We start from the raw sequence: 21,719 nt of genomic DNA, 5'->3' as shown, positions 1-21,719 counted from the left end.
CCTTTCATAGGGGCCTGTTTCTGTTCTGCGCAAGACGCTGTACTTGCCCTGCGCCCCTCGATTTTCCCTCTTTTTGTCCTCCTGTACCTGAATGATCACAGCGGGAAGCTATGGCTTGCCAAGGTGATGCCAACGCAGGTTTGACCTCTGTTTGGGGTGGCCCCGTGAGCGAGGCATCGTTCACTCATTTGTCGAAAGAGGCGTGTTGGCCAGATTGTTAACGGCTTGTGCTTTAAATTTTCCCCCTTATACTGGCGCCATCTTGTCGGAGTGCTGACCGTCGAACGACGCGAAGCTGAGACCGTTAATTCGGGATCCGTGGAACCTGATCAGGTTAAAACCTGCGAAGGGAACAAGGGTAACTTGCGGGTTACCGCGCCGGAGGAGGAACAAGCCTCTTCCGCTCATCGAAGGGGTAACCCTGATGGGTCAGGGCGCACAGGAGGGAGTCTGTCCCGTCCGGTTGTCCAGCACGTGGGGCGCCTTGCCCACAGCGTGCAGAGAGCGGGAAGCGGCAGAACAGCAGCGCGGAGATCTATCCCGCGCGCACTCCCTCCCGAGATAAACACCCCGCCGCAAGTTCATCTTCTCCTCGAACTCCAGACAAGCAAACACCCATAACTTCAACCAGTTAATGTGAGTTTTGCTATGTCTACTTCTGTATCTGATACCGCCAAATCCAGCCGCCGCGAGCAGCGCTCCAGCGCTCAGGCCTTTATCGACAGCCTCAAAGGGATGGCTCATCCCAACTCCCGTCGCATTTTTATCGAAGGCTCCCGCCCCGATATTCGTGTCCCGCTGCGGGAGATCCAGCTGGCCGACACCTTCGTCGGCGGCACCAAAGAAGACCCCCGGTTCGAGCCCAACGAGCCGGTGCCGGTCTATGACACCTCGGGCCGTTACGGGGAGGAGGGGGTCGCCATCGACGTGCGCCGCGGCCTGCCGCGCCTGCGGGAAAACTGGGTGCTGGAGCGCGATGACACCGACGAACTGCCGGGGCTCAGCTCCACCTTCACTCAGGAGCGGCTGGCCGACGAGGGGCTGGATCATCTGCGCTTCGAGCATCTGCCGAAACCGCGCCGTGCCAAGCTGGGTCGCCGGGTCACCCAGCTCCACTACGCCCGTGCCGGCATCGTCACCCCCGAGATGGAATTTATCGCCATTCGCGAGAACATGGGGCGCGAGCGGGTGCGCTCCGAGCTCCTGCGCACCCAGCATCCGGGCCGCGATTTCGGTGCCCGTCTGCCCCAGAACATCACCCCTGAATTCGTGCGCGATGAGGTGGCCGCCGGCCGCGCCATCATCCCCAGCAACATCAACCACCCGGAAGCGGAGCCGATGATCATCGGCCGCAATTTTCTGGTGAAGATCAACGCCAACATCGGCAACTCGGCGGTCACCTCCAGCATCGAAGAGGAGGTAGAGAAGCTGGTCTGGTCCACCCGCTGGGGCGCCGACACCGTGATGGATCTCTCCACCGGTCGCTATATCCACGAGACCCGCGAGTGGATCCTGCGCAACAGCCCGGTGCCCATCGGCACCGTGCCCATCTATCAGGCGCTGGAGAAGACCAACGGCATCGCCGAAGAGCTCACCTGGGAGCTGTTCCGCGACACCCTGCTGGAGCAGGCCGAGCAGGGGGTGGACTACTTCACCATCCACGCCGGCGTCTTGCTGCGCTTTGTGCCGATGACCGCCAAGCGCCTCACCGGTATCGTGTCGCGCGGCGGCAGCATCATGGCCAAGTGGTGCCTCTCCCACCACAAGGAGAACTTCCTCTACCAGCACTTCCGCGAAATCTGCGAGATCTGCGCCGCCTATGACGTGGCCCTGTCCCTTGGTGACGGTCTGCGCCCGGGCTCCGTCTATGACGCCAACGATGAGGCCCAGTTCGCCGAGCTGCGCACTCTGGGCGAGCTGACCAAGATCGCGTGGGAATACGACGTGCAAGTGATGATCGAGGGGCCGGGTCATGTGCCGATGCACATGATCGAGCGCAACATGACCGAGCAACTGGAGCACTGCCACGAGGCGCCTTTCTATACGCTCGGCCCGCTCACCACCGATATCGCACCGGGTTACGATCACTTCACCTCCGGCATTGGCGCCGCGCTGATCGGCTGGTACGGCTGCGCCATGCTCTGCTACGTCACCCCCAAGGAGCATCTGGGGCTGCCCAACAAGGAGGATGTGAAGCAGGGGCTGATTACCTACAAGATCGCCGCCCACGCCGCCGATCTGGCCAAGGGGCATCCGGGTGCCCAGATCCGCGACAACGCCATGTCCAAGGCGCGTTTCGAGTTCCGCTGGGAGGATCAGTTCAACTTGGCGCTGGATCCCGACACCGCCCGTGCCTACCACGACGAGACCCTGCCGCAGGAGTCCGGCAAGGTGGCCCACTTCTGCTCCATGTGCGGGCCCAAGTTCTGCTCCATGAAGATCACTCAGGATGTGCGTGACTACGCAGCAAAGCTGGAGGCTGTGGAGATCAAGCTGGTCGGCATGGATGGCCAGCAGGAGCAGGTAGTGGCTCAGGTGGAGAGCGGCATGGCCCGCATGGCCGAGACCTTCAAGGAGACTGGCGGCGAGATCTACCATCAGGCGGCGGCACTGAAACAGGCCGCAGGGGAGGAGGCGTGAGCAGCGCAAGCGGGGCTGTCAGCCCCGCCGATCTGCCGCCTGTGACGGACTCCCGCCCAGTTGTCTGGACCATCGCCGGTTCCGACTCCGGCGGCGGTGCCGGCATTCAGGCCGACTTGCACACATTGCACGACCTCGGCGTGCACGGCTGCTCGGTCATCTCCGCCATCACCGCCCAGAACTCGGTGGCGGTGAAGATGGTCGACCCCGTACTGATGCAGACCTTCACCGCCCAGATCGACGCACTCGGCGTCGATCTGCCGCCTGCCGCCATCAAGATCGGCCTGCTGCCAACCCGGCTTCACGTCGAGGTGCTGGCCCGCCGACTGGCTGCCATCGAGGCCCCCTTCGTGGTCTACGATCCGGTGGCCATCGCCAGCACCGGCACCCCGATGGCGGAGCCCAATATGCTGGAGGCGGTGCGCGAACAGCTGCTGCCACGTCTGTCACTCATCACCCCCAACGGCCCCGAGCTGGAAGCCCTGACCGGCTTGCCGGTCAGCAGCCCCGAGCTGGTGCGCCTCGCCGCCCGCCGTCTGCGCGAACTGGGCGCCCGTGCCGTGCTGGTCAAGGGGGGTCATCTGGAGTGGAGCGGCGATCTCTGCCTCGACTACTACCAGGATGAGACCCGCGAATTCTGGCTCGCCGCACCGCGCCTGAATACCCGCCACGGCCACGGCACCGGCTGCTGCTACGCCAGCGCCATAGCCGCCGTGGTGGCGCAGGATTATCCGGTGGAGGACGCCATCACCCTGGCGCGTGCCTACCTGCAACAGGGCTTGGCTGCAGCGCAGGGAGTGGGCGCAGGCCCCGGCCCCATCGCCCATCTCGGTTGGCCGAGCAGTCTTGCCCACTTCCCCCGCGCCGTGTTGGCGGGCTCAATGCTCGATCGCCGCTTCGGACTTTATGAGACAAGTAGCGCCCGCCTGCCGGATGGCCCCTTCGCGCCGACCGAACACAACCTCGGCCTCTATCCGGTGGTGGATTCGGTCAAGTGGCTGCGCCGCCTGCTGGGGTCAGGGGTCAAGACCATCCAGCTGCGGATCAAGAATCTGCCTGCCGCAGAGGTGGCACCGGCCATTCGCGATGCTGTGGCGCTTGGTCGCCGCCATGGGGCGCGGCTCTTTATCAACGACTACTGGCAACAGGCCATCGAGGCGGGCGCCTGGGGCGTGCATCTGGGGCAGGAGGATATGGAGACGGCGGATCTCGCCGCCATTCAGGCGGCCGGGCTGCGCCTTGGCATCTCCACCCACGGCTACTTCGAGCTGATGCGGGCGCGCGAGCTGGCCCCCTCCTATATGGCGTTGGGTCATATCTTCCCGACCAACACCAAGGCGATGCCTTCGCGCCCGCAGGGGCTGGTGCGGCTGCATCGCTACCGCGCCCTGATGGCGGAGTGGCCGACGGTGGCCATCGGCGGCATCAGCGAGGATCGGGTGGCGGCGGTCAAGGCAAGCGGGGTCGGAAGTATTGCGCTGGTCTCGGCCATCACGGCCAGCGACGACTGGCAGGGGGCGACCGAGCGGCTGCTCGCGGCCGTGGGAGCGGGGGATGAGCCACGCTCGGCCACCGTTATACGGGAGGCAGAACATGCGCTCTGATGCCGCTTCTCTTAGTGACAAAGAGTATCTGAGATATGGCCGCCAGCTGATGCTGGCGGAAGTGGGGGAGGCGGGGCAGGCGCGGCTGAAAGATAAGTCCGTGCTGCTCGTCGGCTTGGGCGGGCTCGGCTCGCCGCTCGCCCTCTATCTGGCCGGGGCCGGGGTGGGCACCTTGTGGCTGGCCGATGGCGATACGGTCGATTCCAGCAATCTGCCGCGCCAGATCCTGTTCGATAGCGAGGCGGTGAACCACTCCAAGGCGGAGCTGGCCCGCGAGCGGTTGGTTGCCCACAACCCGCTGGTGGAGCTGATTGCCATCAACCAGCGGCTCGATGCCGCCAGCCTGCCGGAGTTTGTGGCCGAGGTAGATCTGGTGATCGACTGCTGCGACAACCTCGCCACCCGCCAGGCCATCAACGCCGCCTGCGTGGAGCAGGGCAAGCCCTGGATCTCCGCCGCGGCGGTGGGTTGGCAGGGGCAGTTGATGGTGCGAACAGGTACGGATCATGCCTGCTACGCCTGCCTCTACCCGCTGGATACCAAGCTCTCCCAGAGCTGCGAGACCAGCGGCGTCACCGGCCCGTTGGTCGGGGTGATGGGCTCTTTGCAGGCGCTGGAGGCGCTGAAACTGCTGCTCGGGATGGCAAGCCCGGTCGCTGGTACATTGCGCCGTTTCGATGCGTTGACCCATCAGTGGCAGACCCTCACGCTGGCCCCCGATCCCGATTGCCCGGTCTGCGGGCAGCGCCAATGCGCGACACACGATAAGGAGATCACCCCATGACCTTGACCATCCGACTCAACGATAAAGCCCAGCAGCTGGCGGCAGGGCAGAGCGTGGCCGACCTGCTGGCCGCGCAGGGGGTCAGTCCCCAAGGAGTAGCGGTGGCCCTCAACGGCGCCGTGCTGCCCCGTGGCCGCTGGGCCGAGACCCGTCTCAATGACGGGGATGAACTTCACCTCTTCACCGCCATAGCGGGAGGCTGACCCATGATGCTTGCGATCCCATCTTCGAGTGCTCTGCCTTGCGGTGGAACCTCATCTCTTCTTATCGCAGTGGCCGGAGGCTGACATGCTGACAATTGCCGATCACACCTTCTCATCGCGCCTCTTTACCGGCACCGGCAAGTTTGCCCGCCCGGATCTGATGGCCGCCGCCATCGAGGCGAGTGGCTCCCAACTGGTCACCATGGCCATCAAGCGGCTCGAACCGGGAAAGGCCCACGACGATATCCTGAGCCCCTTGCTGCAACTCGGGGTCAAGCTGCTGCCCAACACCTCCGGCGCCAAGACCGCCGCCGAGGCGGTATTTGCCGCCCATCTCGCCCGGGAGGCGCTGGGGACGAACTGGCTGAAGCTGGAGATCCACCCCGATCCGCGCTATCTGCTGCCCGATCCCATCGAGACGCTGAAAGCCGCCGAGCAGCTGGTGAAAGAGGGCTTTGTGGTGCTGCCCTACTGTGGCGCCGACCCTGTACTCTGCAAGCGGCTGGAAGAGGTGGGCTGTGCCGCCGTGATGCCGCTGGGTGCGCCCATCGGTTCCAATCAGGGGCTGGTGACCCGGGAGTTTCTCTCCATCATCGTCGAGCAGGCCAATGTGCCTGTGGTGGTGGATGCGGGGATCGGTGCGCCGAGCCACGCCGCCGCCGCCTTTGAGCTGGGCGCCGATGCCGTGCTGGTCAACACCGCCATCGCGGTGAGCGGCGACCCGGTCGCCATGGGCCGCGCCTTTGCACTGGCCTGCACCGCAGGTCGCAGCGCCTATGAAGCCGGTCTCGGTGCGCGCGCCCTGCAGGCCCAAGCCTCCAGCCCGCTGACCGATTTTCTGGGGGCGTTATGAGTCATGAAACAGGGGCGACCATGAACATCTCCCCCTTGCCCCAAGGGCAGCCAGAGGTTTGCCCCCCTCTCCCTCTGGGAGAGGGGCTGGGGGTGAGGGCTAAGGAGCCTTCCTTTCTCGACCGCTGGTACGAACTTGATTGGGACGATATCGGCATGCAGATCCGCGCCAAAACTGCCGCCGATGTGGCTCGCGCCCTGAGTGCCCCCCGCCGTACCCTGGCCGATTTTATGGCGTTGATCTCCCCTGCCGCCGAGGCGTATCTGCCGCAGATGGCAGCCGAGGCCGAGCGGCTGACCCGCCAGCGCTTTGGCAACACCATCGGCTTCTATGTGCCGCTCTATCTGTCGAACCTCTGCGCCAACGACTGCACCTACTGCGGCTTCTCCATGAGCAACCGCCTCAAGCGCAAGACCTTGAATGCAGAGGAAATAGAGCGCGAATGTCTGGCCATCAAGGCGCGCGGCTTTGACAGCGTGCTGCTGGTGACCGGCGAGCACGAGCACAAGGTGGGGCTCGCCTATTTTCGCGAGGTGATGCCCATCATCCGCCGCCACTTCAGCACGGTAGGGATGGAGGTGCAGCCCCTCTCGCAGGCCGAATATGCCGAACTGAAGAGCCTCGGCCTCGACGCCGTTATGGTCTATCAGGAGACCTACCACGCCCCCACCTACGCCCGCCACCACCTGCGCGGCAACAAGCGGGATATCGCATGGCGCCTTGCCACGCCGGATCGGCTGGGCCGCGCCGGTATCGACAAAATCGGCTTGGGGGCGCTGATCGGTCTCTCCTCGGACTGGCGCGCCGACAGCTACTTTGTCGCCGAGCATCTGAGCTGGCTTGAGCGTCACCACTGGCAGAGCCGCTATTCCCTCTCCTTCCCGCGCCTGCGCCCCTGCACCGGTGGGCTGGAGCCTGCCGTGGTCATGTCGGATCGCCAGCTGGCCCAGCTTATCTGCGCCTGGCGCCTCTTCTCGCCCACGCTGGACTTGTCCCTCTCGACCCGGGAATCGCCGGCGTTTCGCAACGGCGCGGTGCGCCTTGGCATCACCCAGATGTCGGCCGAGTCGCGCACCCAACCGGGTGGCTATGCCGAGGGGGATAAAGAGGAGCTGGAGCAGTTCGCCATCCACGACGATCGCCCGGTCGGTGAAGTCGCCGCCGCTGTGCGGCAGGCGGGGTTGCAGCCGGTGTTTAAGGACTGGGAACCGTTTTTGGGGAGATAGAGGGTGATTTCACTTTGCCATACGCAGATCGGGGAGTGTGATGCCGAAACTCAATAGCTATTCGCGGTAAACGTTGGGCTTCGCAAGCTCAGCCGCAACCTACATCTGTGGTAGGTTGGCGCTGAGCGTAGCGAAGCCCAACAACATACGAGATGCTTGCTGCTGTTGTTTATGAGTTGCCAGCTGTTCTAATCAGATAAATTGGTTTCTTCATGCAATAAACGAGGTGCAATGAGAAATGAGGAACGTGAAAGCTATTAACCATCAGTAGAATATCTAGACTTATCATAAATATGCCATACAATACTCATAAGTTGGCAATTTTGGCATATATCATGATCAGACAGATTACCATAACTAACTTTCGCTCTATACGTAAAGAGACAATATCAACGGAAGAAATTACCACTCTGGTGGGTAAAAATGACGCAGGAAAATCAAATCTTCTTAGAGCATTGAATTTATTTTTTAATGGTAAGACTGATGCCGATGCTGACTATAATTTTCAATCTGATTTTAATATTAATGCTATTGTGCAGCAAAGGAAAGCGAAGGAAATTAAAGTCGAGTTAGTTCTTAAACTTCCGCGAAGTTATCGCAAGCCAGAGCAACCTGACACCGTATATTGGAGTAAAACATGGCGTGCGGATGGTTTTCACGCTGAAGTGCAACAGCACTGTGAAATTAAAAGTGGCGTCGTAGTAAACAAAAAGAATTTTCCTAAAAGGAGTAAAATACCTAGCCTGTTGAAAAGTATTAACTACATATATATACCAGCAATTAAGGATGCTAATTTTTTTCGAGACCTGCAAGGTAAGTTATACGATGTGCTAGCTATTTCATCTGAACAAGGATTGCACGCTTCAGCGAATAGTTTTGAGCAAGAGATCAATGAGCATATCAGTGAGTTGATGGGGGAGATTGATACTGTCTTCGCTAGTAGCAATAATGAAATTAAACTCCCTCAAAATTTAAGAAATATCTTTGGCGCCCTTGAGTTTAAAGCCGACAATATACCTTTAAGCCGCAGAGGTGATGGGATAAAAATCAGGCATATCCCCATGATGCTTTCATTTATTGCTCTGAAACAGCAAAGCATTGGCGCAAAAATAACTATCCGGCCTCAGATCTGGGGATTTGAAGAACCTGAAAATAATGTTGAATTCTCAACGTGCTTTGAACTTAATAACCAGTTAGTTGAGGCGGCGAAGAAGCATACGCAGATATTTATAACAACACACTCACCTGCTATATACTCACTTTCGTTTAATTCTTCATTGCCATCGGGCCTAAAGAGTATTAGCTATTATGTTGATAAAAAGGGACATGATACTAAGCTACAATCATGTAGTGAGTATGATCTTCACGGTAATACAGGATTTCTAAATCTTGTAACACCGTTAATTGAAGAGCATCGGAAAGTATGGCAAGAGAGAGAAGATGAATATAAGAGCACATTAGGTACTTTGTCATCTCAGTTGGCAGTATCTTCCAAGCCAAGATTATTTCTTGAGGGTGTTAGTGATCGTGTTGTAATTAATAGGGTTCTGCAGTATTTAAACAGGGCAGATGAAGTTTTTATTGATGTTCCAGATAATGCTTATAATAGTGCGAATGCTGCTAGTGATAGAGCTAAGGCATTTTATTTGCTTCAGAAACATGAGAAAGCAAAAATTTTAGGGCTTCTCCTTCTGGATGATGATGCAGCTGGTAAAGATGCAAAAACTCAATTAACAGAATTTTTTAAGGGACAACAATCACCCGTTAGTGCTGCAACCTATCCTCCACATGAAGCTCCTAAGCAACTTAAGGCTAAAGGTTATGTGTGGAGAGTGGAATTGGAACACCTCTATCCAGAGTGTATTTGGAGTTATGCATTAGAACAATCTTGGCTTGAAGAAATTCTTGATGAAGAGCAAAAGTTTACTGATGGTAAGCGCAAAGAGCTATTTAATAGTGGCATAAGCCCAATTACATATAAGGCTGATTTGTCAGGTTACCAGAGATTTATCGTTGATTATGCTTTCACACATCAAGGTAAGCGACATGTAAGTCAATACATTAAGAACATGAGTGATGATGAATTACTTTCAAAAGGTATTGTTGCGGCTTTCGAACCGGTGATTGAAATAATTGTTAAGAAGCTAAAGCTTTCACCTATTTCATTAGAAAGAACAACCGCTGAGAACTCAGAGCCGCCTCTTATCCTCACGAAAGCATAGCGGATGAATCATCTAGCTAGATGACAGAATATTTATTATTTCGTCCGTAACGTAGAGGATTACCGGATATAAGAGGTGACGGAGGGTGTGATTGCCTATCACCGTTCACCTCGGATAACGCTATATAATCTTCCTTACTACAGAAGTCAGCTGGAATAAGAGCATAGATATGAGCATCAAGAGGCTGGCCATGAAGAAAGATACGGTTCCTTGCCCGGCATTCAAAGGCGGCCCCTGCAGCGATGGCAACCGCTTCGCTGGCGTTGTTGCCAACCCCCATCACGATCTCCAGTCGAAATAGTCCCAACTGCTGAAAGCCAAAGTCACGGAGCAGGGCGACCGCTGGTTGATACCTGCGCCACCCAACAGCTGGCCGGTGGTGGCGCAGAAAATGCCCATATCAAAGGCGCGTCCCGCCGCACAATCCTGCTCGCAGCTGGCAAACCACGCCAGCGCGCTCTCCCGGGTAAATGAAGGGGAGCACCAGCTTATCCATTTGCCGACCGTTTCGATGGATTCATGGGCTGCGCGGACAAACTCGTCGGCATCGGCCGGTTCGAACGGGCGGATCACGATATTGGCATTGGCAAGGCGCGGGAGTGCCATCACTTGTCCTGCTTTTTCAGAAAGTAACTGATATGACCCGGCGGCATATCGGGCAGCTGGCCAAAGACTTCGTAACCCTGCTTCTGGTAGAAGGGGAGGGCCTGAAAACTGGTGGTTTCCAGATGGTAGTTGCTGATGCCCTTGCTTTGGGCGTACTGCTCCATGGCGCCGAGCAGGCGGCCGCCCCAGCCGTCGCGACGGATGCTTTCATCGATCCAGAGCCAGTCGACGTGCAGCCAGCCCCACTTGATGTCGGCGATGATGCCGCCGTGTACCTTGCCCTCTTTATCCTTGATAAAGCTGGCGATCCGCTCGCGCCGAAGTTCGTACAGTTGAGGGCCTGCCTGGCTTACGTTGTAGCCCGTCAGGCCAATGCGCAGCGCTTCAACATCATCGTCCTGAGGCGGTTGGGGTGGGGTGAGTTGCATAGTGCTTCCTGCTTGAGTGTGATGATCTCTGTCGGGTTGCGGCGTGTTGTGCGCCGGGCTTACCGCTGCGTTACTGTTGATGTTTTACCGACACTACCCTAACGGAATCGGGTGGAGCCGTGCCAGCTTTTTCGTGGGCCCAGGTTCGCCAGTCTCTGTCGCCCTGTGGTGGTGGGCGTATCGACCCCGCCGGGGTTTGTCCCTAGCATAAGGAGGATGCGGGGCAGGGGCTCCGCCATGCGGGCATGTGTTGATGCCCGTTTACGGACTTCTGGCGGAGAGAAAAGATGAAGCTGCGTTCCTTGTTGATGGTGGGGGCCCTGCTGCTGGGCGGTTGTGCGGTCAATCCCTACGGTGGTACTCAGGCTCCTGTCAGTGAACCCGATCAGCCAGTGAGCCAGCCGGACAAGCCGGTGACCAAACCGGATAGCGGGGACGTTCAGCCCAAGCCGGTGGCGCCGACAGGACTGGCGCAGGCCATGGCCGATCTCTTTGTGCAGGCCCCCGAGGTGCGGGAACTGGCGCAAACCGGTCAGCCGGTGCTGCTGCTCACCCCGCCCCAGAACGGCACCGGCGAGCCGGTGGACACCCGCGCCATGGCGGCGGCCATGAGCAAGCTCATCCAGAGCAAGAGCGGTTTTCACTTTGTCGACCAAGGGCAGGTGGCAGCCATCACCGGCCAGCTTGAGTATCAGCAGGGCAGGATGAACCCGGCCTCCCTTGTGCGGCTTGGCCGTCAGACCGGCGCCGGCTACATGCTCTACGGGGATCTGGTGACAGAGGGGAGCCGTTATCGGTTGTCGATGACCCTGATGGAGCTGCGCAGCGGCGAGCTGATCTGGAGCGGTAGTCGCTCCGCCAGCCACTGAGCGGTCTGCGACCAATCAAAAAGAGGGTTGAGTGCCTGTGCGCTCAACCCTCTTCTCATTTCTGGCCCTATGCCTGATGGGGCTTGTCTCTAGCGGATTGCCGCTTCCAGCGCGGCTATCTCGCCGCCGCTGATAAGCGGCAGGTTACGGCTGATCTGCTCCACCGGCCAGTCCCACCAGGCGATGGCGTTGAGACGGGCTATGGTGTCGTCGTCGAAGCGGTAGCGGATCATCCTGGCGGGATTGCCGCCGACCACGGCGTAGGCGGGCACGTCACCGGTGACCACGGAGCGGGCGGCGATAATGGCGCCGTTGCCGACTTTTACTCCCGGCATGATCAGGGCGTCATAGCCAATCCAGACATCGTTGCCGATGACGGTATCCCCCTTGTAGGGGAGGCTGCCCGGGGCGGGGGCGGCATGCTCCCAGCCGTTGCCGAAGATAAAGAAGGGGTAGGTGGAGAAGCCGGAGGTCTGGTGGTTGGCGCCGTTCATGATGAACTTCACCCCGCGGGCGATGGCGCAGAACTTGCCGATGATGAGCTTGTCGCCGATGAAGGGAAAGTGGTAGAGAACGTTGCGCTCGAAGCCCGCCGAATCCTCCGGGTCGTCGTAATAGGTGTAGTCACCCACCTCGATATTGGGCCCCTTGATGGTGTTCTTGATAAAACACACCTGGGGGAAGCCATTCATGGGGTGGGGATTGGCGGGATCGGGTCCGTGCATCCGGGCTCCTTGGGTTGGCCGGGCTAGAGCGCCGGGAAGTAGCAGGCGCTCATGTCGATGGGGTGATCGGGGCAGCCTGGCAGATAGAATTGCCAGCCCGCATCGGAGAAGGCGCGCAGTTCGGTCTCGACAAACTTGATGGCGAGGCTCAGGGCCTGCAGGCTGTCGATGCCGTAGATAAAGGTTTTGTCGCTCAGCCCCGCCAGCTTCACCTTGCAGCGCCAGTCACCGCTGGCGGACTTGGGATCCGGCTCGGGGGCCTTGATGGCGATCTTGAGGGTGAGCTGTTCCCCTTCGGTACTGATAGCGTCGAAGCGGGCGGTAACGATGGCGTTTTTCATCTGGCGATTCCTTTTCCGTGGTACAGCCCCTGCGGTTGCGGGGGGGCTGGCGTTCCTGATGGCTGATGAGGTGAAAACTGGACTCGTGACGGCCAGCGTAAATGAACTTGTGAGTTGAAACAATGAGATATCATTGAGCGAGGGAGGGGCCATCCGCCACTGCGAACGGTCGCAAGTCAGAGCGGCGGTGGGCGCAGGCAATCCTTGCTGGCCGAGACGTCTGCATGCTGCTAGATGTAAAGGATTGTTGGCTATGACGGCAGATTTTTCTCCGTTGCCGATGAGGGCGAGTGAGTCCTTTTAAGGCAGAATATCTCCCCCCTGTTTGACCCTAACGTACAGGAGTCTCCGTGGCGCTTTCGGTAACCCAGCTTTATGAAGTGATGGCTCAACTGCCAGATCCCATCTTCATCCTCAGTGAAGATGGTTATTACGTGGAATATATCGGCGGCATGGAGCAGCAATCCTATCACGATGGCAATCCGCTGGCGGGCAAGCAACTGGCCGATGTGCTGCCACCCGAGATGGCCATGTGGGTCAAGGCACAGGTTGCCGAGTCACTGGCGAGCGGTCAGGTGCGGGTGGTGGAGTATGAGCTATCAGCAGCCGAGGTGGGGGGGATCAATGCCGCCGTCGGGCCGCAGGGGGTACAACGCTTCGAGGGCAAGATTGCCCCGCTGCCCTCCCTCTATGACGGCAAGCGGGCGGTGGCCTGGGTGACTCGCAATATTACCCGCCAGTACGAGTTGCAGCAGCGACTGCAGCGCCAGAGCGAGACCGATCAGCTGACCGGTCTCTACAACCGCCGCTTCTTCTTCGAGCACTGCCAGCCGCTGCGGACAGGGGAGGCGCCCTGTGGCCTTATCATGCTCGACATCGATCACTTCAAGCAGATCAACGATCACTACGGCCATCAGCAGGGAGATCGGGCCTTGCAGCGATTCAGTGGCTGCATCGATGCCCTGTTGCGGGCGGACGATCTCTTTGTGCGCAGCGGCGGCGAGGAGTTTCTTATCCTGTTGCCACGGATCGATGAGGCCGGTTTGCTGCAGATGGCGGAGCAGATCCGTGCTGCTGTCGAAGCATTGCCTGCCGATCCGGTCGCCATCACGGTCAGTCTGGGCACAACCCTGGTGCAGCCGGAGGAGGAGATCAATCAGGCGCTGGCCCGGGCCGACGAGTGGCTCTATCAGGCCAAGCGGGCAGGGCGCAACCGGGTGGCACACTGCCCGGCACGCTGAGCTGATTGGTCCTGTTATTGGCAGACATCACCTTTCCTTTTGCCATAAATAAATTGGCTGACATCACTGTCAATTAGTCGAAAAGTTGGCCGTATTATTTCACTGATATTCCACAGCTTAAGGTGTTAATATTATCGGCCTGATCGCTGGTCTTATTTGTGTTGTTGGGCAACAGGATGAGGTTTTATCGGTATGTTATCAAAAGGGTTTGGATCTGGTTCTGGATGACGAATGTGACACATTTCATTGTCTTTTGAAACAATCCGATTCAAACGGTCATGAATTATTAACCTTGACCAGGTTGGCGATTTCAACGATGGTAGCGTGGCAGCTCCGTTTCCCTCCGGTGGCCCTGTTGGCTACTGGCGGCGTTGTTCTTTCACGAACAGGGCGATCTGCCATGACATATCGCCAGCCTGTTATTCGGGCCAATAAAAATAATGATGACAGACTAATAAGGTATATATTGCAATGAGTGTTTCTATTGCTGAAAAGAGTCACCCTGTTTCAAAATTGAAATGGGAGAAAAGCGATTCGGTATGGACCATGGGCTTATATGCCACTGCTGTTGGTGCCGGTACGTTATTTCTCCCTATTACTGTCGGCAGTAATTCCCCGGTTATTTTGCTGTTTATATTATTGCTGGCTTTTCCGCTTTCTTATTATTCCCACCGGGCATTGAGCCGCTTTGTGCTCTCCAGTTCCCATAAGGAGGGGGATATCACCCATGTGGTGGAGGAGCACTTCGGTGCCAGGGCGGGCAAGCTGCTGATGCTGGTCTATCTGATGGCCTTCTACCCCATCATTCTGGTTTACAGCATCTCCATCACCAATGCGATCCAGAGCTTCGTGGTACATCAGCTGGGGGATGCCGCGCTTCCCCGCGGCTTGCTGGTGCTGGGGGTGATGCTGGGTCTGCATCTGATCCTGCTGGCCGGCAAACAGATCGTGGTGTCGGCCATCAGCGTGCTGGCTCTGCCGATGGTCGCCTTTCTGATTGGCCTCTCCATCTATCTGCTGCCCCAGTGGAGCCTCTCCTATTTCACAGAGAGTCAGGCAGTGGAGTGGCGTGACCCGGCGTTCTGGAAATCCCTCTGGCTGATCGTGCCGGTGATGGTGTTCTCTTTCAGCCATGCGCCCATTATCTCCTCCTTCAGCGCGGCGCAGAAAAAGCGCTGTCAGGAGAGTGCCGACCTGCGTGCCAAGCGGATCATCAAGTGCAGCAGCATGCTGATTTGCGGCAGCGTGCTCTTCTTCGTGGTGAGCTGCGTGATGAGCCTGAGTCAGGCCGAGATGGCGCTGGCCCGCACCGACAATATCTCCGTGCTGTCGGCGCTGGCGAACAAGTTTTCCAATCCGCTGATCGCCTATGTGGGGCCGCTTATCGCCATTCTGGCCATGTCCAAATCCTTCCTCGGCACCTCCATGGGGGTTAGCGAGGGGACGGTGAGCATGGTGAGCGGTGCCTGTCAGGGGCTGGGGCTCTCTCTCAAGGAGTCGACCATCGCCCGGGTGTCGTCGGTGATCCTGTTTATGGTGACCGCCCTCATCACCTATCTGAACCCCAATGTGCTCGACATCATCGAGCGCGTCAGTGGCCCGCTGATCGCGGTGATCCTGTTTCTGCTGCCGGCCTGCTCCATCTATCGCTTACCCGCACTCAAGCGTTATCGCGGGCCGAGTACCCTTTTTGTGTTGGTGATGGGGCTGCTTGCCATCTCGGCCCTTATCTACGATCTGCTTTGACCGGGCAGTATCCCGCACAAATCCAAAAGGGCGACCATCTGGTCGCCCTTTTTCTGTGCATCGGGGTTAGCCGAGCAGGCCGGTGGCGCTCTGGCCCGCCATCAGCAAGCCGATGGCCAGCACGCTGAACCAGACCAGGGTCGCACTTACCAGCAGATAGCCGCTGGCAACGAACAGACCGTCCCGCTGCAACATGCCGGTGCAGAGCAACAGGATGGCCCAGGCGGGCATGGCATTGGTGAAGGGGATGGCGCCCAGGGGTAGCATCAGCAGCAGGGCGGCCAGCATGATCAGCAGACCGTTGCAGCGGTTGACCGTGCTGCTGCCGGTCAGCACCAGCAGGCGCGGGCGGATAACGCGATCGACACGGGCCAGCAGATCTGCCCCCTTGTGCAGGGTCGGCTTGAGCTGGTCGGCGGCGAAGCGGCGTTCCATCAGGATGGCGGGCAGCCAGGGCACCCGGTTGAGGGTGATGCCGATGCCGATAAAGAGGATCAGCAGACCAAACGGGGTGCTGACCCCGGGAATGGAGACCGGTAGCAGGAAGGGGACGGTGAGCAGCACGCAAAACAGCAGCATGCCCTGCTCGCCCACCAGCTCCAGCATCTGGCGCAGGCTGATATGGCTCTCGTCGATGGCATGCGCGGTGGCCCGCAGGGTATCCGCGAGGGTTGTTTTGGGGTCGTTGAGTTGCGCGGCAACCATTCCCTGATGTCCTTCTGAGTGGTGATAACGGGCTCCGATGACCCGATTTGGCGCCAGCATACGTGGCAGAGGTTAACCGTCGATGAATGGTGGCGGGGCGCATAACGGCGCCAGTGGGGTGGTGCGGCAGAGGGTCAGGCGAGAAGGAAATCCCGCGATGAAAGTGATCCGGTACAGCCGCCATTTAGGATGGGCGCAGGATGCCTCTGGTATGCTTTCTGCACAATCACACAGGGAGCAGGGGACGATGATGAAGAGAGCCGGGATAGCGATGATGGGGCTGTGGCTGCCACTGGGGCAGGCCTGGAGTAGCGAGGCTGCGACCACATCTGGTTGGCAGGTGACGCCGTTTTTCGGCTACAGCTCAGCCATCGACTTCGAGAAGGGTGACGAGGTGGTGCAGCCGGTGCCGCTTTCTGCATCGCTTGATTCACTGCAGGGGCAGAGTTCCGGCAGCTGGGGTCTCTTTATCAGCAAGGAGGTGGATGATCCGGGCATGATTGAGCTGCTCTACAACCATCAGTCCACCACCCTTTCTCCCGATCAGCCAGACCGCCTGACGGTGGACATCCTGCACTTTGCCGGTGCGCTGACCCTCTCTGACAACCTGATGGCGCCCTACATCGGCGCCGGGATCGGGGTGACCCGATTTGCCGCCTACGACAGCGAGGTGACCCCTTCCATGTCGCTGGCGCTCGGGGTGCAACCGCGCCTCGCCGAGCATCTGGCGCTGCGGGCCGAGGTGCGCGGTTATGGTTCGCTGGTCAACGACAACAATCAGTTTCTCTGCAACCCGGAGCAGTGCGTGTTCAAGGTGCGCGGGGAGCTGGTAACCCAGTGGCAGGCTAATATCGGTCTTACCTTCCGCTTTTAGGCGAGGGGATTTCTCCCATAAAACAGGGGCCATTGGGCCCCTGCTTCAGCAGCAATGTTCCGCCGTGATCGGCAATCAACCTGCAGATCTTCATGCCTCCTTGTTAGTCGGTGTCGCCCATACCGCGCAGTTTCTGCCCGCCTCCTTGGCGCCATAAAGCGCCTGATCCACCCGTTTGAACAGCGAGACTGCCGGTTCCTTGGGCTCGCGGATCCCCACTCCCAGACTGACCGTCATGGTATGGGTCGGGTCGGGGGCTATGGTGCGGGTCGCAGTGAGCAGGGTGTTGGCCAGTTGCTGTAGCTCGGCTTCGTGGGCGACGGGCAGCAGCAGGGCAAACTCTTCACCCCCGACACGGGCCGCCAGCGCACCGGGCGGGCAGTGCTGTTGCAACAGCTCGCCAAACTGCTGCAACACCCGATCCCCGATATCGTGGCCGTAGTTGTCATTGATCAGCTTGAAGTGATCCAGATCCAGCAGGATGAGGGCGTGGCAAATCCCCTGCTCCAGAAACAGCTGCTGATGAAAGTAGCGCCGGTTTGGCAGCTTGGTCAGATCGTCAAACAGCGCCTGCTCTCTGAGCCGGGTATTGATATGAAAGAGGTGGTGCATGGTGCTCAGGATGCCGATGCTGCTGAGCAGGATGCCGCTGGAGCGCAGCAGATCCTCGGCATAGATGGCGAGCCAGAGCGGCTGCGCCACCAGCTCATCCATGATGTCGGCGGTGGCCCCCATGATCCACAGCATCAGACCGCAGGAGAGCATGCGGTAGGTGTGGGTGGGCAGGTGGGCGCACTGCACCACCCAGAACAGGAACAGCATGGTGAGCCAGTTGATCACCTCGAAGCCAAAGCTGACGGCGTAAAAGCGCTCGTAGGGGAAGTGGGGCAGCAGCAACAGATGAAGGGTCATGATGGCCAGCATCAATCCCCCCAGCAACAAGATGTGGGAACGATGCTCCCGATCGAGCTGATGGTAGTGGGAGAGGCTGATATCGAGACGATCAAACTGCATGGTGTTCCTCGGATTGGGCCCGCCATCAGGTTGCAAACAAGGCGCTGCGTAATGGTATGCCGTAGTCGGATAACAGAAACGGCTGGTCTGCCAGTGTAAACGAGTTGGCCCACAGCGCGCGATATCGAGGGCTTCAGCTTGTGGGCTGGTTCAGGATTTGCGCATTTGTGGTGCGCCGGCCATGCCCTGCCCTGTGACAGGGCGGTTCAGTACCGGTTAGCGCAGAGCGTGCGCCATTTTGGTGCGTTAGCGATGGCTGAGATAGTTAATTTAATGATTTTTAAGGATTTAAAATTATGGCCCACTTTATGCTTTTTACATGTCAGACGGTCTCTTGCGCTCATCGGCGGCAGACGCAGTGATGAGGAAGTGGCAAGAGGCATCCCCGTGCCGGGCGCGGGTGTGATTCTGGCGGGTTGCAGCAACACCTTGCGGTTCGCCACAGATTCAATCAGGGAAACGGAGCCGGTCTTGTACCGGTACGACAGGGAAGGAGAGTGCTCTATGGTCAAAAAATGGATGATGGCGGGTCTGACGATGTTGCCTGCCTTGCTGGTTACCCCAAGTTGGGCCGAAGAGGTCGCTCAGGTACAGGCGGCGGTGGCACCGGTTGCCGCCATGACAATCAACAAGGGTGACAACACCTGGATGCTGCTCTCGGCGGCCCTGGTGATCCTGATGTCTATCCCCGGTCTGGCCCTCTTCTACGGTGGTCTGGTGCGGGCCAAGAATATGCTGAGCGTGCTGATGCAGGTCTTTACCCTGTTCTGCCTTATCTGCGTGCTCTGGGTAATTTACGGTTATTCACTGGCCTTTACCGAGGGGGGCAATTTCTACGGCTCCTTCAGCAAGGTGCTGCTCAAGGGGGTGACCCCTGACTCCATCGCCGCCACCTTCAGCAAGGGTGTCGGGATCAGCGAGCTGATCTATGTGGTGTTCCAGGGGGCCTTTGCCGCCATCACCTGCGGCCTTATCGTGGGGGCGTTTGCCGAGCGCATCAAGTTTGCCGCCGTGCTGCTCTTCTCGGTGATCTGGTTCACCTTCGCCTATATCCCGCTGGCTCATATGGTGTGGTATTGGGCGGGTCCGGATGCCTATACCAGCGCCGAAGCCGCAGCAACCGCGACCGCAACTGCCGGGTATCTGTTCCAGCATGGTGCGCTGGACTTTGCTGGCGGCACCGTGGTGCACATCAACGCCGCCGTGGCGGGTCTGGTGGGGGCCTATCTGGTGGGCAAGCGTCTGGGCTACGGTCGTGATCCCATGACCCCCCACAGCCTGACCATGACCATGATCGGCGCCTCCCTGCTCTGGTTCGGCTGGTTCGGTTTCAACGCGGGCTCCGCGCTGGAAGCCAACGGGGTGGCTGCGCTCGCCTTTATCAACACCTGGGTGGCACCGGCTGCGGCAGCTCTGTCATGGACGTTGGCCGAGTGGGTGATGAAGGGGCGTCCCTCCCTGCTGGGTGCGGCGTCCGGAGCGGTGTCCGGTCTGGTGATGATCACCCCGGCGGCCGGGTTTGTCGGTGTCGGTGGCGCGCTGGTGATGGGTCTTGTCAGTGGTGTGGCCGGTCTGTGGGGCGTCCACGGTCTCAAGCGTCTGCTGGGGGCCGATGACAGCCTGGATGTCTTCGGTCTGCACGGGGTGTGCGGCATTCTCGGCGCCCTGCTGACCGGCGTCTTTGCCAGCCCGGATCTGGGCGGCACCGGGGTGTGGGACTATGTCACCAATCAGGTTGCCGATGGCTACTCCATTCTGACTCAGGTGAAGATCCAGGCCATCGGGGTCGGTGTCACCCTGTTCTGGTCCGGTGCCGTGGCGGCGATTGCCTTCAAGGCGGTCGACATGCTGGTGGGTCTGCGGGTGAACGGCGATGCCGAGCGGGAAGGGCTGGATGTCACCTCCCACGGCGAGAAGGCTTACAGCATGTAATCCCGAATGCCAGACAACAAAAAACCGCCGGAACCGGCGGTTTTTTTATGACTCTAAAGCTGCAAAGCCTGAGTTCACACGCTTAATTCACGACGGCCACGTTGATGCTGCCATTGCCCTGGGTCATGCGTACCCGCGCGCCCGGCACGAAGGTGGGGCTGGCTTTTTGTACCACCACGATGGCTTCGCCGTTCTCTTTCTTGATCTCCAGCTCGACCCCGTCGACCTGGTTGAGTTTGTCGCCAGCGGCCTTGCCGGCTGCCGCGCCTGCAATGGCACCACCTGCTGTGGCGATATCACGGCCGGTGCCGCCGCCTATGGTGCTGCCTAGCAGGCCGCCGACCACGGCGCCGCCAATAGTGCCGAGCAGGGAGTTTTCATCAGCCTGGATCTTCACCGGGCGGGTGGAGATGATGGTGCCATAGCTTACGGTTTGTACCTGTTTGGCACGGTCTTTGGTGTAGACATCGCCAGAGTAGACATCGCTGTTGGCGCAACCGGTGACGGTAGTGGCGGCCAGCAGGGCAATAAGGGTCATACGTTTCAACATGATGGGCCTCCAAGGCTGAATAGAATTCAAACAATCAGTTTGATGAATTGAACTTTACTCCAAGCAAGCGGGACATGAAATCGGCAAAATGTAACCAATTATGCGTTCTGTAACCGGTTTTATCCTTGAATCGCAGCTGTACCGGAGAGGGTTTTAACCAGCACAAGCCGATCCTCGCCGGGGCCGAAGTAGTCGGCGACCTCTTCAACCAGTTGATAGCCAAGACGGTAGTAGAGGCGCTGGGCCGGATTGGCCGGATCGACCGTGAGCCGCAGTTCGCTGATCTGCAGCGCCTGCTGGTTGGCCTCCATTTGGCGCATCATTCGCTCGGCCAGACCAAAACCGCGAGCCTCGGGCAGCACCGCCAGCGAGAGTACCCAGCCTTGCGACAGCTCCTGACCGAATCCCCCCAGCACATAACCCACCAGCTGCCCCTCGTATTCGGCCACCAGCAATAACTCGGGCCATAAATCCATCGCCTGACGGAAGAAGAAGGCGGGATAGACATCTTCACCAAAGACTTTGGCATCGATCTGCCAGATGGCGTGCATGTCATTGTGGGTAGCGGTGCGTAGCAGGGGCGGGTTGTGGTGCATCAGGACTCCATTGGCAGCAAACGGATCGGCAACGCCGCTGACCTTGGGGTCAACGGCAGAAAAGGAGTCATAGGGTAGTGGTCATCCCCTGCCGGATGCAAGGGATTGGCGGTTATGGCGGCAGGGGGCGGCTCTGGGGCAGTTTGGGAGCCTTGCGCAAGCCGTCGAGCAGATGGCGGAGGGTGAGCCAGGGGTGGCGCAGCAACATGCGCGGGCCGCTCCACTTCATCACCTGCTGGATCTGTTTGCGCATCGCCGGTGCGTAGCAGTGGATATTGCAGTTGGCGCAGGTGGGTTTGTGGCCGTGGCCATAACGGCAGCGACGCAGGCGCTGATGGGCGAAATCCCGCAACTGGCGACAGTGGCGGCAATGGGGATCCTGATGATGGTGCTGGCAGTAGAGGCGGATCATGGCGCTGACCGTCTGCTGCTCGCGCATGAGTCTGGGATGGTCACTCGCCTTTTTGCTGGCTGCGGCGTGTGAGCCCTGGGCTGGGCTGGGCTGGCATGATGACTTTTCATGGCCGCCATTCTCCTGACCTGCTCGCTTTGGGTGTTGA

General features: G+C 59.1%; 19 protein-coding genes, 2 pseudogenes and 1 riboswitch. Of the genes and pseudogenes, 12 read left to right on the top strand and 9 right to left on the bottom strand.

What is annotated here, in order from left to right; translation table 11 throughout:
- Positions 1-256 precede the first annotated feature (256 nt).
- A riboswitch (TPP riboswitch) is annotated at positions 257-369 on the top strand.
- Between the two features lie 279 nt (positions 370-648).
- The 7 genes from thiC to G5229_RS07035 all read left to right on the top strand — a co-directional run bounded on the left by thiC (position 649) and on the right by G5229_RS07035 (position 9,532).
- The gene (thiC, locus tag G5229_RS07065; protein ID WP_421205548.1) at positions 649-2,640 is read left to right on the top strand and encodes a phosphomethylpyrimidine synthase ThiC; all 1,992 of its coding nucleotides are present in this window, start codon (positions 649-651) and stop codon (positions 2,638-2,640) included.
- Positions 2,637-4,244: a thiamine phosphate synthase gene (gene thiE, locus G5229_RS07060; RefSeq protein ID WP_421208860.1), complete on the top strand. Its 1,608-nt coding sequence runs from the start codon at positions 2,637-2,639 to the stop codon at positions 4,242-4,244. Before thiC ends, thiE begins: the two co-directional genes overlap by 4 nt.
- The gene (locus G5229_RS07055; RefSeq protein WP_421208859.1) at positions 4,234-5,028 is read left to right on the top strand and encodes a HesA/MoeB/ThiF family protein; all 795 of its coding nucleotides are present in this window, start codon (positions 4,234-4,236) and stop codon (positions 5,026-5,028) included. The genes thiE and G5229_RS07055 overlap by 11 nt, the downstream gene beginning before the upstream one ends.
- Positions 5,025-5,231, top strand: coding sequence for a sulfur carrier protein ThiS (thiS, locus tag G5229_RS07050; RefSeq protein ID WP_128815977.1), 207 nt, complete (start codon positions 5,025-5,027; stop codon positions 5,229-5,231). The genes G5229_RS07055 and thiS overlap by 4 nt, the downstream gene beginning before the upstream one ends.
- Positions 5,232-5,316: 85 nt before the next feature.
- Positions 5,317-6,084: a thiazole synthase gene (locus tag G5229_RS07045; protein WP_005357775.1), complete on the top strand. Its 768-nt coding sequence runs from the start codon at positions 5,317-5,319 to the stop codon at positions 6,082-6,084.
- Between the two features lie 20 nt (positions 6,085-6,104).
- On the top strand, positions 6,105-7,310 hold the full coding sequence (thiH, locus tag G5229_RS07040; protein ID WP_421208939.1) for a 2-iminoacetate synthase ThiH: 1,206 nt from the start codon (positions 6,105-6,107) through the stop codon (positions 7,308-7,310).
- A 335-nt stretch (positions 7,311-7,645) separates the two neighbouring features.
- Positions 7,646-9,532, top strand: coding sequence for an ATP-dependent nuclease (locus G5229_RS07035; protein WP_254203112.1), 1,887 nt, complete (start codon positions 7,646-7,648; stop codon positions 9,530-9,532).
- 148 nt (positions 9,533-9,680) lie between these two features.
- Here the strand turns inward: G5229_RS07035 and G5229_RS07030 are convergent.
- Positions 9,681-10,138, bottom strand: a pseudogene (locus G5229_RS07030) (GNAT family N-acetyltransferase); the annotation flags it as partial.
- Positions 10,138-10,566 carry a GNAT family N-acetyltransferase gene (locus G5229_RS07025; protein ID WP_058056327.1) on the bottom strand — a complete coding sequence of 143 codons (429 nt, stop codon included), beginning with the start codon at positions 10,564-10,566 and terminating at the stop codon, positions 10,138-10,140. The pseudogene G5229_RS07030 and the gene G5229_RS07025, both read right to left, overlap by 1 nt.
- Before the next feature lie 287 nt (positions 10,567-10,853).
- Here G5229_RS07025 and G5229_RS07020 point away from each other — a divergent pair, with 287 nt between their 5' ends.
- Positions 10,854-11,435, top strand: coding sequence for a penicillin-binding protein activator LpoB (locus G5229_RS07020; protein ID WP_106844168.1), 582 nt, complete (start codon positions 10,854-10,856; stop codon positions 11,433-11,435).
- Positions 11,436-11,524: 89 nt separating this feature from the next.
- Here G5229_RS07020 and G5229_RS07015 read toward each other — a convergent pair whose 3' ends face one another.
- Positions 11,525-12,160 (bottom strand): Vat family streptogramin A O-acetyltransferase, encoded by a 636-nt coding sequence (locus G5229_RS07015; protein ID WP_106844169.1) that lies wholly within the window; start codon positions 12,158-12,160, stop codon positions 11,525-11,527.
- Between the two features lie 23 nt (positions 12,161-12,183).
- Positions 12,184-12,501 carry a DUF6968 family protein gene (locus G5229_RS07010; RefSeq protein WP_058056329.1) on the bottom strand — a complete coding sequence of 106 codons (318 nt, stop codon included), beginning with the start codon at positions 12,499-12,501 and terminating at the stop codon, positions 12,184-12,186.
- A gap of 350 nt (positions 12,502-12,851) precedes the next feature.
- Here G5229_RS07010 and G5229_RS07005 point away from each other — a divergent pair, with 350 nt between their 5' ends.
- Complete coding sequence (locus G5229_RS07005; RefSeq protein WP_159158084.1) at positions 12,852-13,742, top strand: sensor domain-containing diguanylate cyclase; 891 nt, start codon at positions 12,852-12,854, stop codon at positions 13,740-13,742.
- Positions 13,743-14,213: 471 nt separating this feature from the next.
- A complete protein-coding gene (locus tag G5229_RS07000) occupies positions 14,214-15,488 on the top strand; it encodes an amino acid permease (protein WP_421208858.1) in 1,275 nt (424 codons plus the stop codon).
- Between the two features lie 66 nt (positions 15,489-15,554).
- Here the strand turns inward: G5229_RS07000 and G5229_RS06995 are convergent, their stop codons facing one another.
- Positions 15,555-16,193, bottom strand: coding sequence for an exopolysaccharide biosynthesis protein (locus tag G5229_RS06995; RefSeq protein ID WP_201298789.1), 639 nt, complete (start codon positions 16,191-16,193; stop codon positions 15,555-15,557).
- A 250-nt stretch (positions 16,194-16,443) separates the two neighbouring features.
- Here G5229_RS06995 and G5229_RS06990 point away from each other — a divergent pair, with 250 nt between their 5' ends.
- Positions 16,444-17,067, top strand: a complete 624-nt coding sequence (locus G5229_RS06990) for an outer membrane beta-barrel protein (RefSeq protein ID WP_421208938.1) — start codon at positions 16,444-16,446, stop codon at positions 17,065-17,067.
- 90 nt (positions 17,068-17,157) lie between these two features.
- Here G5229_RS06990 and G5229_RS06985 read toward each other — a convergent pair whose 3' ends face one another.
- The gene (locus G5229_RS06985) at positions 17,158-18,081 is read right to left on the bottom strand and encodes a GGDEF domain-containing protein (RefSeq protein WP_216952787.1); all 924 of its coding nucleotides are present in this window, start codon (positions 18,079-18,081) and stop codon (positions 17,158-17,160) included.
- A 504-nt stretch (positions 18,082-18,585) separates the two neighbouring features.
- On the opposite strand from G5229_RS06985, the gene amt reads away from it, so the two are divergent.
- Positions 18,586-20,013, top strand: a complete 1,428-nt coding sequence (gene amt, locus G5229_RS06980) for an ammonium transporter (RefSeq protein ID WP_266134591.1) — start codon at positions 18,586-18,588, stop codon at positions 20,011-20,013.
- Positions 20,014-20,095: 82 nt separating this feature from the next.
- Here the strand turns inward: amt and G5229_RS06975 are convergent, their stop codons facing one another.
- The 3 genes and pseudogenes from G5229_RS06975 to G5229_RS06965 all read right to left on the bottom strand — a co-directional run bounded on the left by G5229_RS06975 (position 20,096) and on the right by G5229_RS06965 (position 21,681).
- Positions 20,096-20,563, bottom strand: a complete 468-nt coding sequence (locus tag G5229_RS06975) for a glycine zipper 2TM domain-containing protein (protein WP_201952827.1) — start codon at positions 20,561-20,563, stop codon at positions 20,096-20,098.
- Between the two features lie 119 nt (positions 20,564-20,682).
- Positions 20,683-21,159, bottom strand: a complete 477-nt coding sequence (locus G5229_RS06970; RefSeq protein ID WP_421172700.1) for a GNAT family N-acetyltransferase — start codon at positions 21,157-21,159, stop codon at positions 20,683-20,685.
- Positions 21,160-21,271: 112 nt separating this feature from the next.
- Positions 21,272-21,681, bottom strand: a pseudogene (locus G5229_RS06965) (nitrous oxide-stimulated promoter family protein).
- Positions 21,682-21,719 lie beyond the last annotated feature (38 nt).

The organism is Aeromonas sp. 602396 (genome assembly GCF_049173735.1).
Classification (GTDB): Bacteria; Pseudomonadota; Gammaproteobacteria; order Enterobacterales; family Aeromonadaceae; genus Aeromonas; species Aeromonas veronii_A.
This window is presented reverse-complemented; position numbering and strand designations above follow the sequence as displayed.

What these genes read in the sequence shown, in the direction of transcription:
- thiC (WP_421205548.1), top strand. Translation starts at nt 649, where the DNA reads ATGTCTACTTCTGTATCTGATACCGCCAAATCCAGCCGCCGCGAGCAG.
- G5229_RS07055 (WP_421208859.1), top strand. Translation starts at nt 4,234, where the DNA reads ATGCGCTCTGATGCCGCTTCTCTTAGTGACAAAGAGTATCTGAGATAT.
- thiS (WP_128815977.1), top strand. Translation starts at nt 5,025, where the DNA reads ATGACCTTGACCATCCGACTCAACGATAAAGCCCAGCAGCTGGCGGCA.
- G5229_RS07045 (WP_005357775.1), top strand. Translation starts at nt 5,317, where the DNA reads ATGCTGACAATTGCCGATCACACCTTCTCATCGCGCCTCTTTACCGGC.
- thiH (WP_421208939.1), top strand. Translation starts at nt 6,105, where the DNA reads ATGAACATCTCCCCCTTGCCCCAAGGGCAGCCAGAGGTTTGCCCCCCT.
- G5229_RS07035 (WP_254203112.1), top strand. Translation starts at nt 7,646, where the DNA reads ATGATCAGACAGATTACCATAACTAACTTTCGCTCTATACGTAAAGAG.
- G5229_RS07025 (WP_058056327.1), bottom strand. Translation starts at nt 10,566, where the DNA reads ATGCAACTCACCCCACCCCAACCGCCTCAGGACGATGATGTTGAAGCG.
- G5229_RS07020 (WP_106844168.1), top strand. Translation starts at nt 10,854, where the DNA reads ATGAAGCTGCGTTCCTTGTTGATGGTGGGGGCCCTGCTGCTGGGCGGT.
- G5229_RS07015 (WP_106844169.1), bottom strand. Translation starts at nt 12,160, where the DNA reads ATGCACGGACCCGATCCCGCCAATCCCCACCCCATGAATGGCTTCCCC.
- G5229_RS07010 (WP_058056329.1), bottom strand. Translation starts at nt 12,501, where the DNA reads ATGAAAAACGCCATCGTTACCGCCCGCTTCGACGCTATCAGTACCGAA.
- G5229_RS07000 (WP_421208858.1), top strand. Translation starts at nt 14,214, where the DNA reads ATGAGTGTTTCTATTGCTGAAAAGAGTCACCCTGTTTCAAAATTGAAA.
- G5229_RS06995 (WP_201298789.1), bottom strand. Translation starts at nt 16,193, where the DNA reads ATGGTTGCCGCGCAACTCAACGACCCCAAAACAACCCTCGCGGATACC.
- G5229_RS06990 (WP_421208938.1), top strand. Translation starts at nt 16,444, where the DNA reads ATGAAGAGAGCCGGGATAGCGATGATGGGGCTGTGGCTGCCACTGGGG.
- G5229_RS06985 (WP_216952787.1), bottom strand. Translation starts at nt 18,081, where the DNA reads ATGCAGTTTGATCGTCTCGATATCAGCCTCTCCCACTACCATCAGCTC.
- amt (WP_266134591.1), top strand. Translation starts at nt 18,586, where the DNA reads ATGGTCAAAAAATGGATGATGGCGGGTCTGACGATGTTGCCTGCCTTG.
- G5229_RS06975 (WP_201952827.1), bottom strand. Translation starts at nt 20,563, where the DNA reads ATGTTGAAACGTATGACCCTTATTGCCCTGCTGGCCGCCACTACCGTC.
- G5229_RS06970 (WP_421172700.1), bottom strand. Translation starts at nt 21,159, where the DNA reads ATGCACCACAACCCGCCCCTGCTACGCACCGCTACCCACAATGACATG.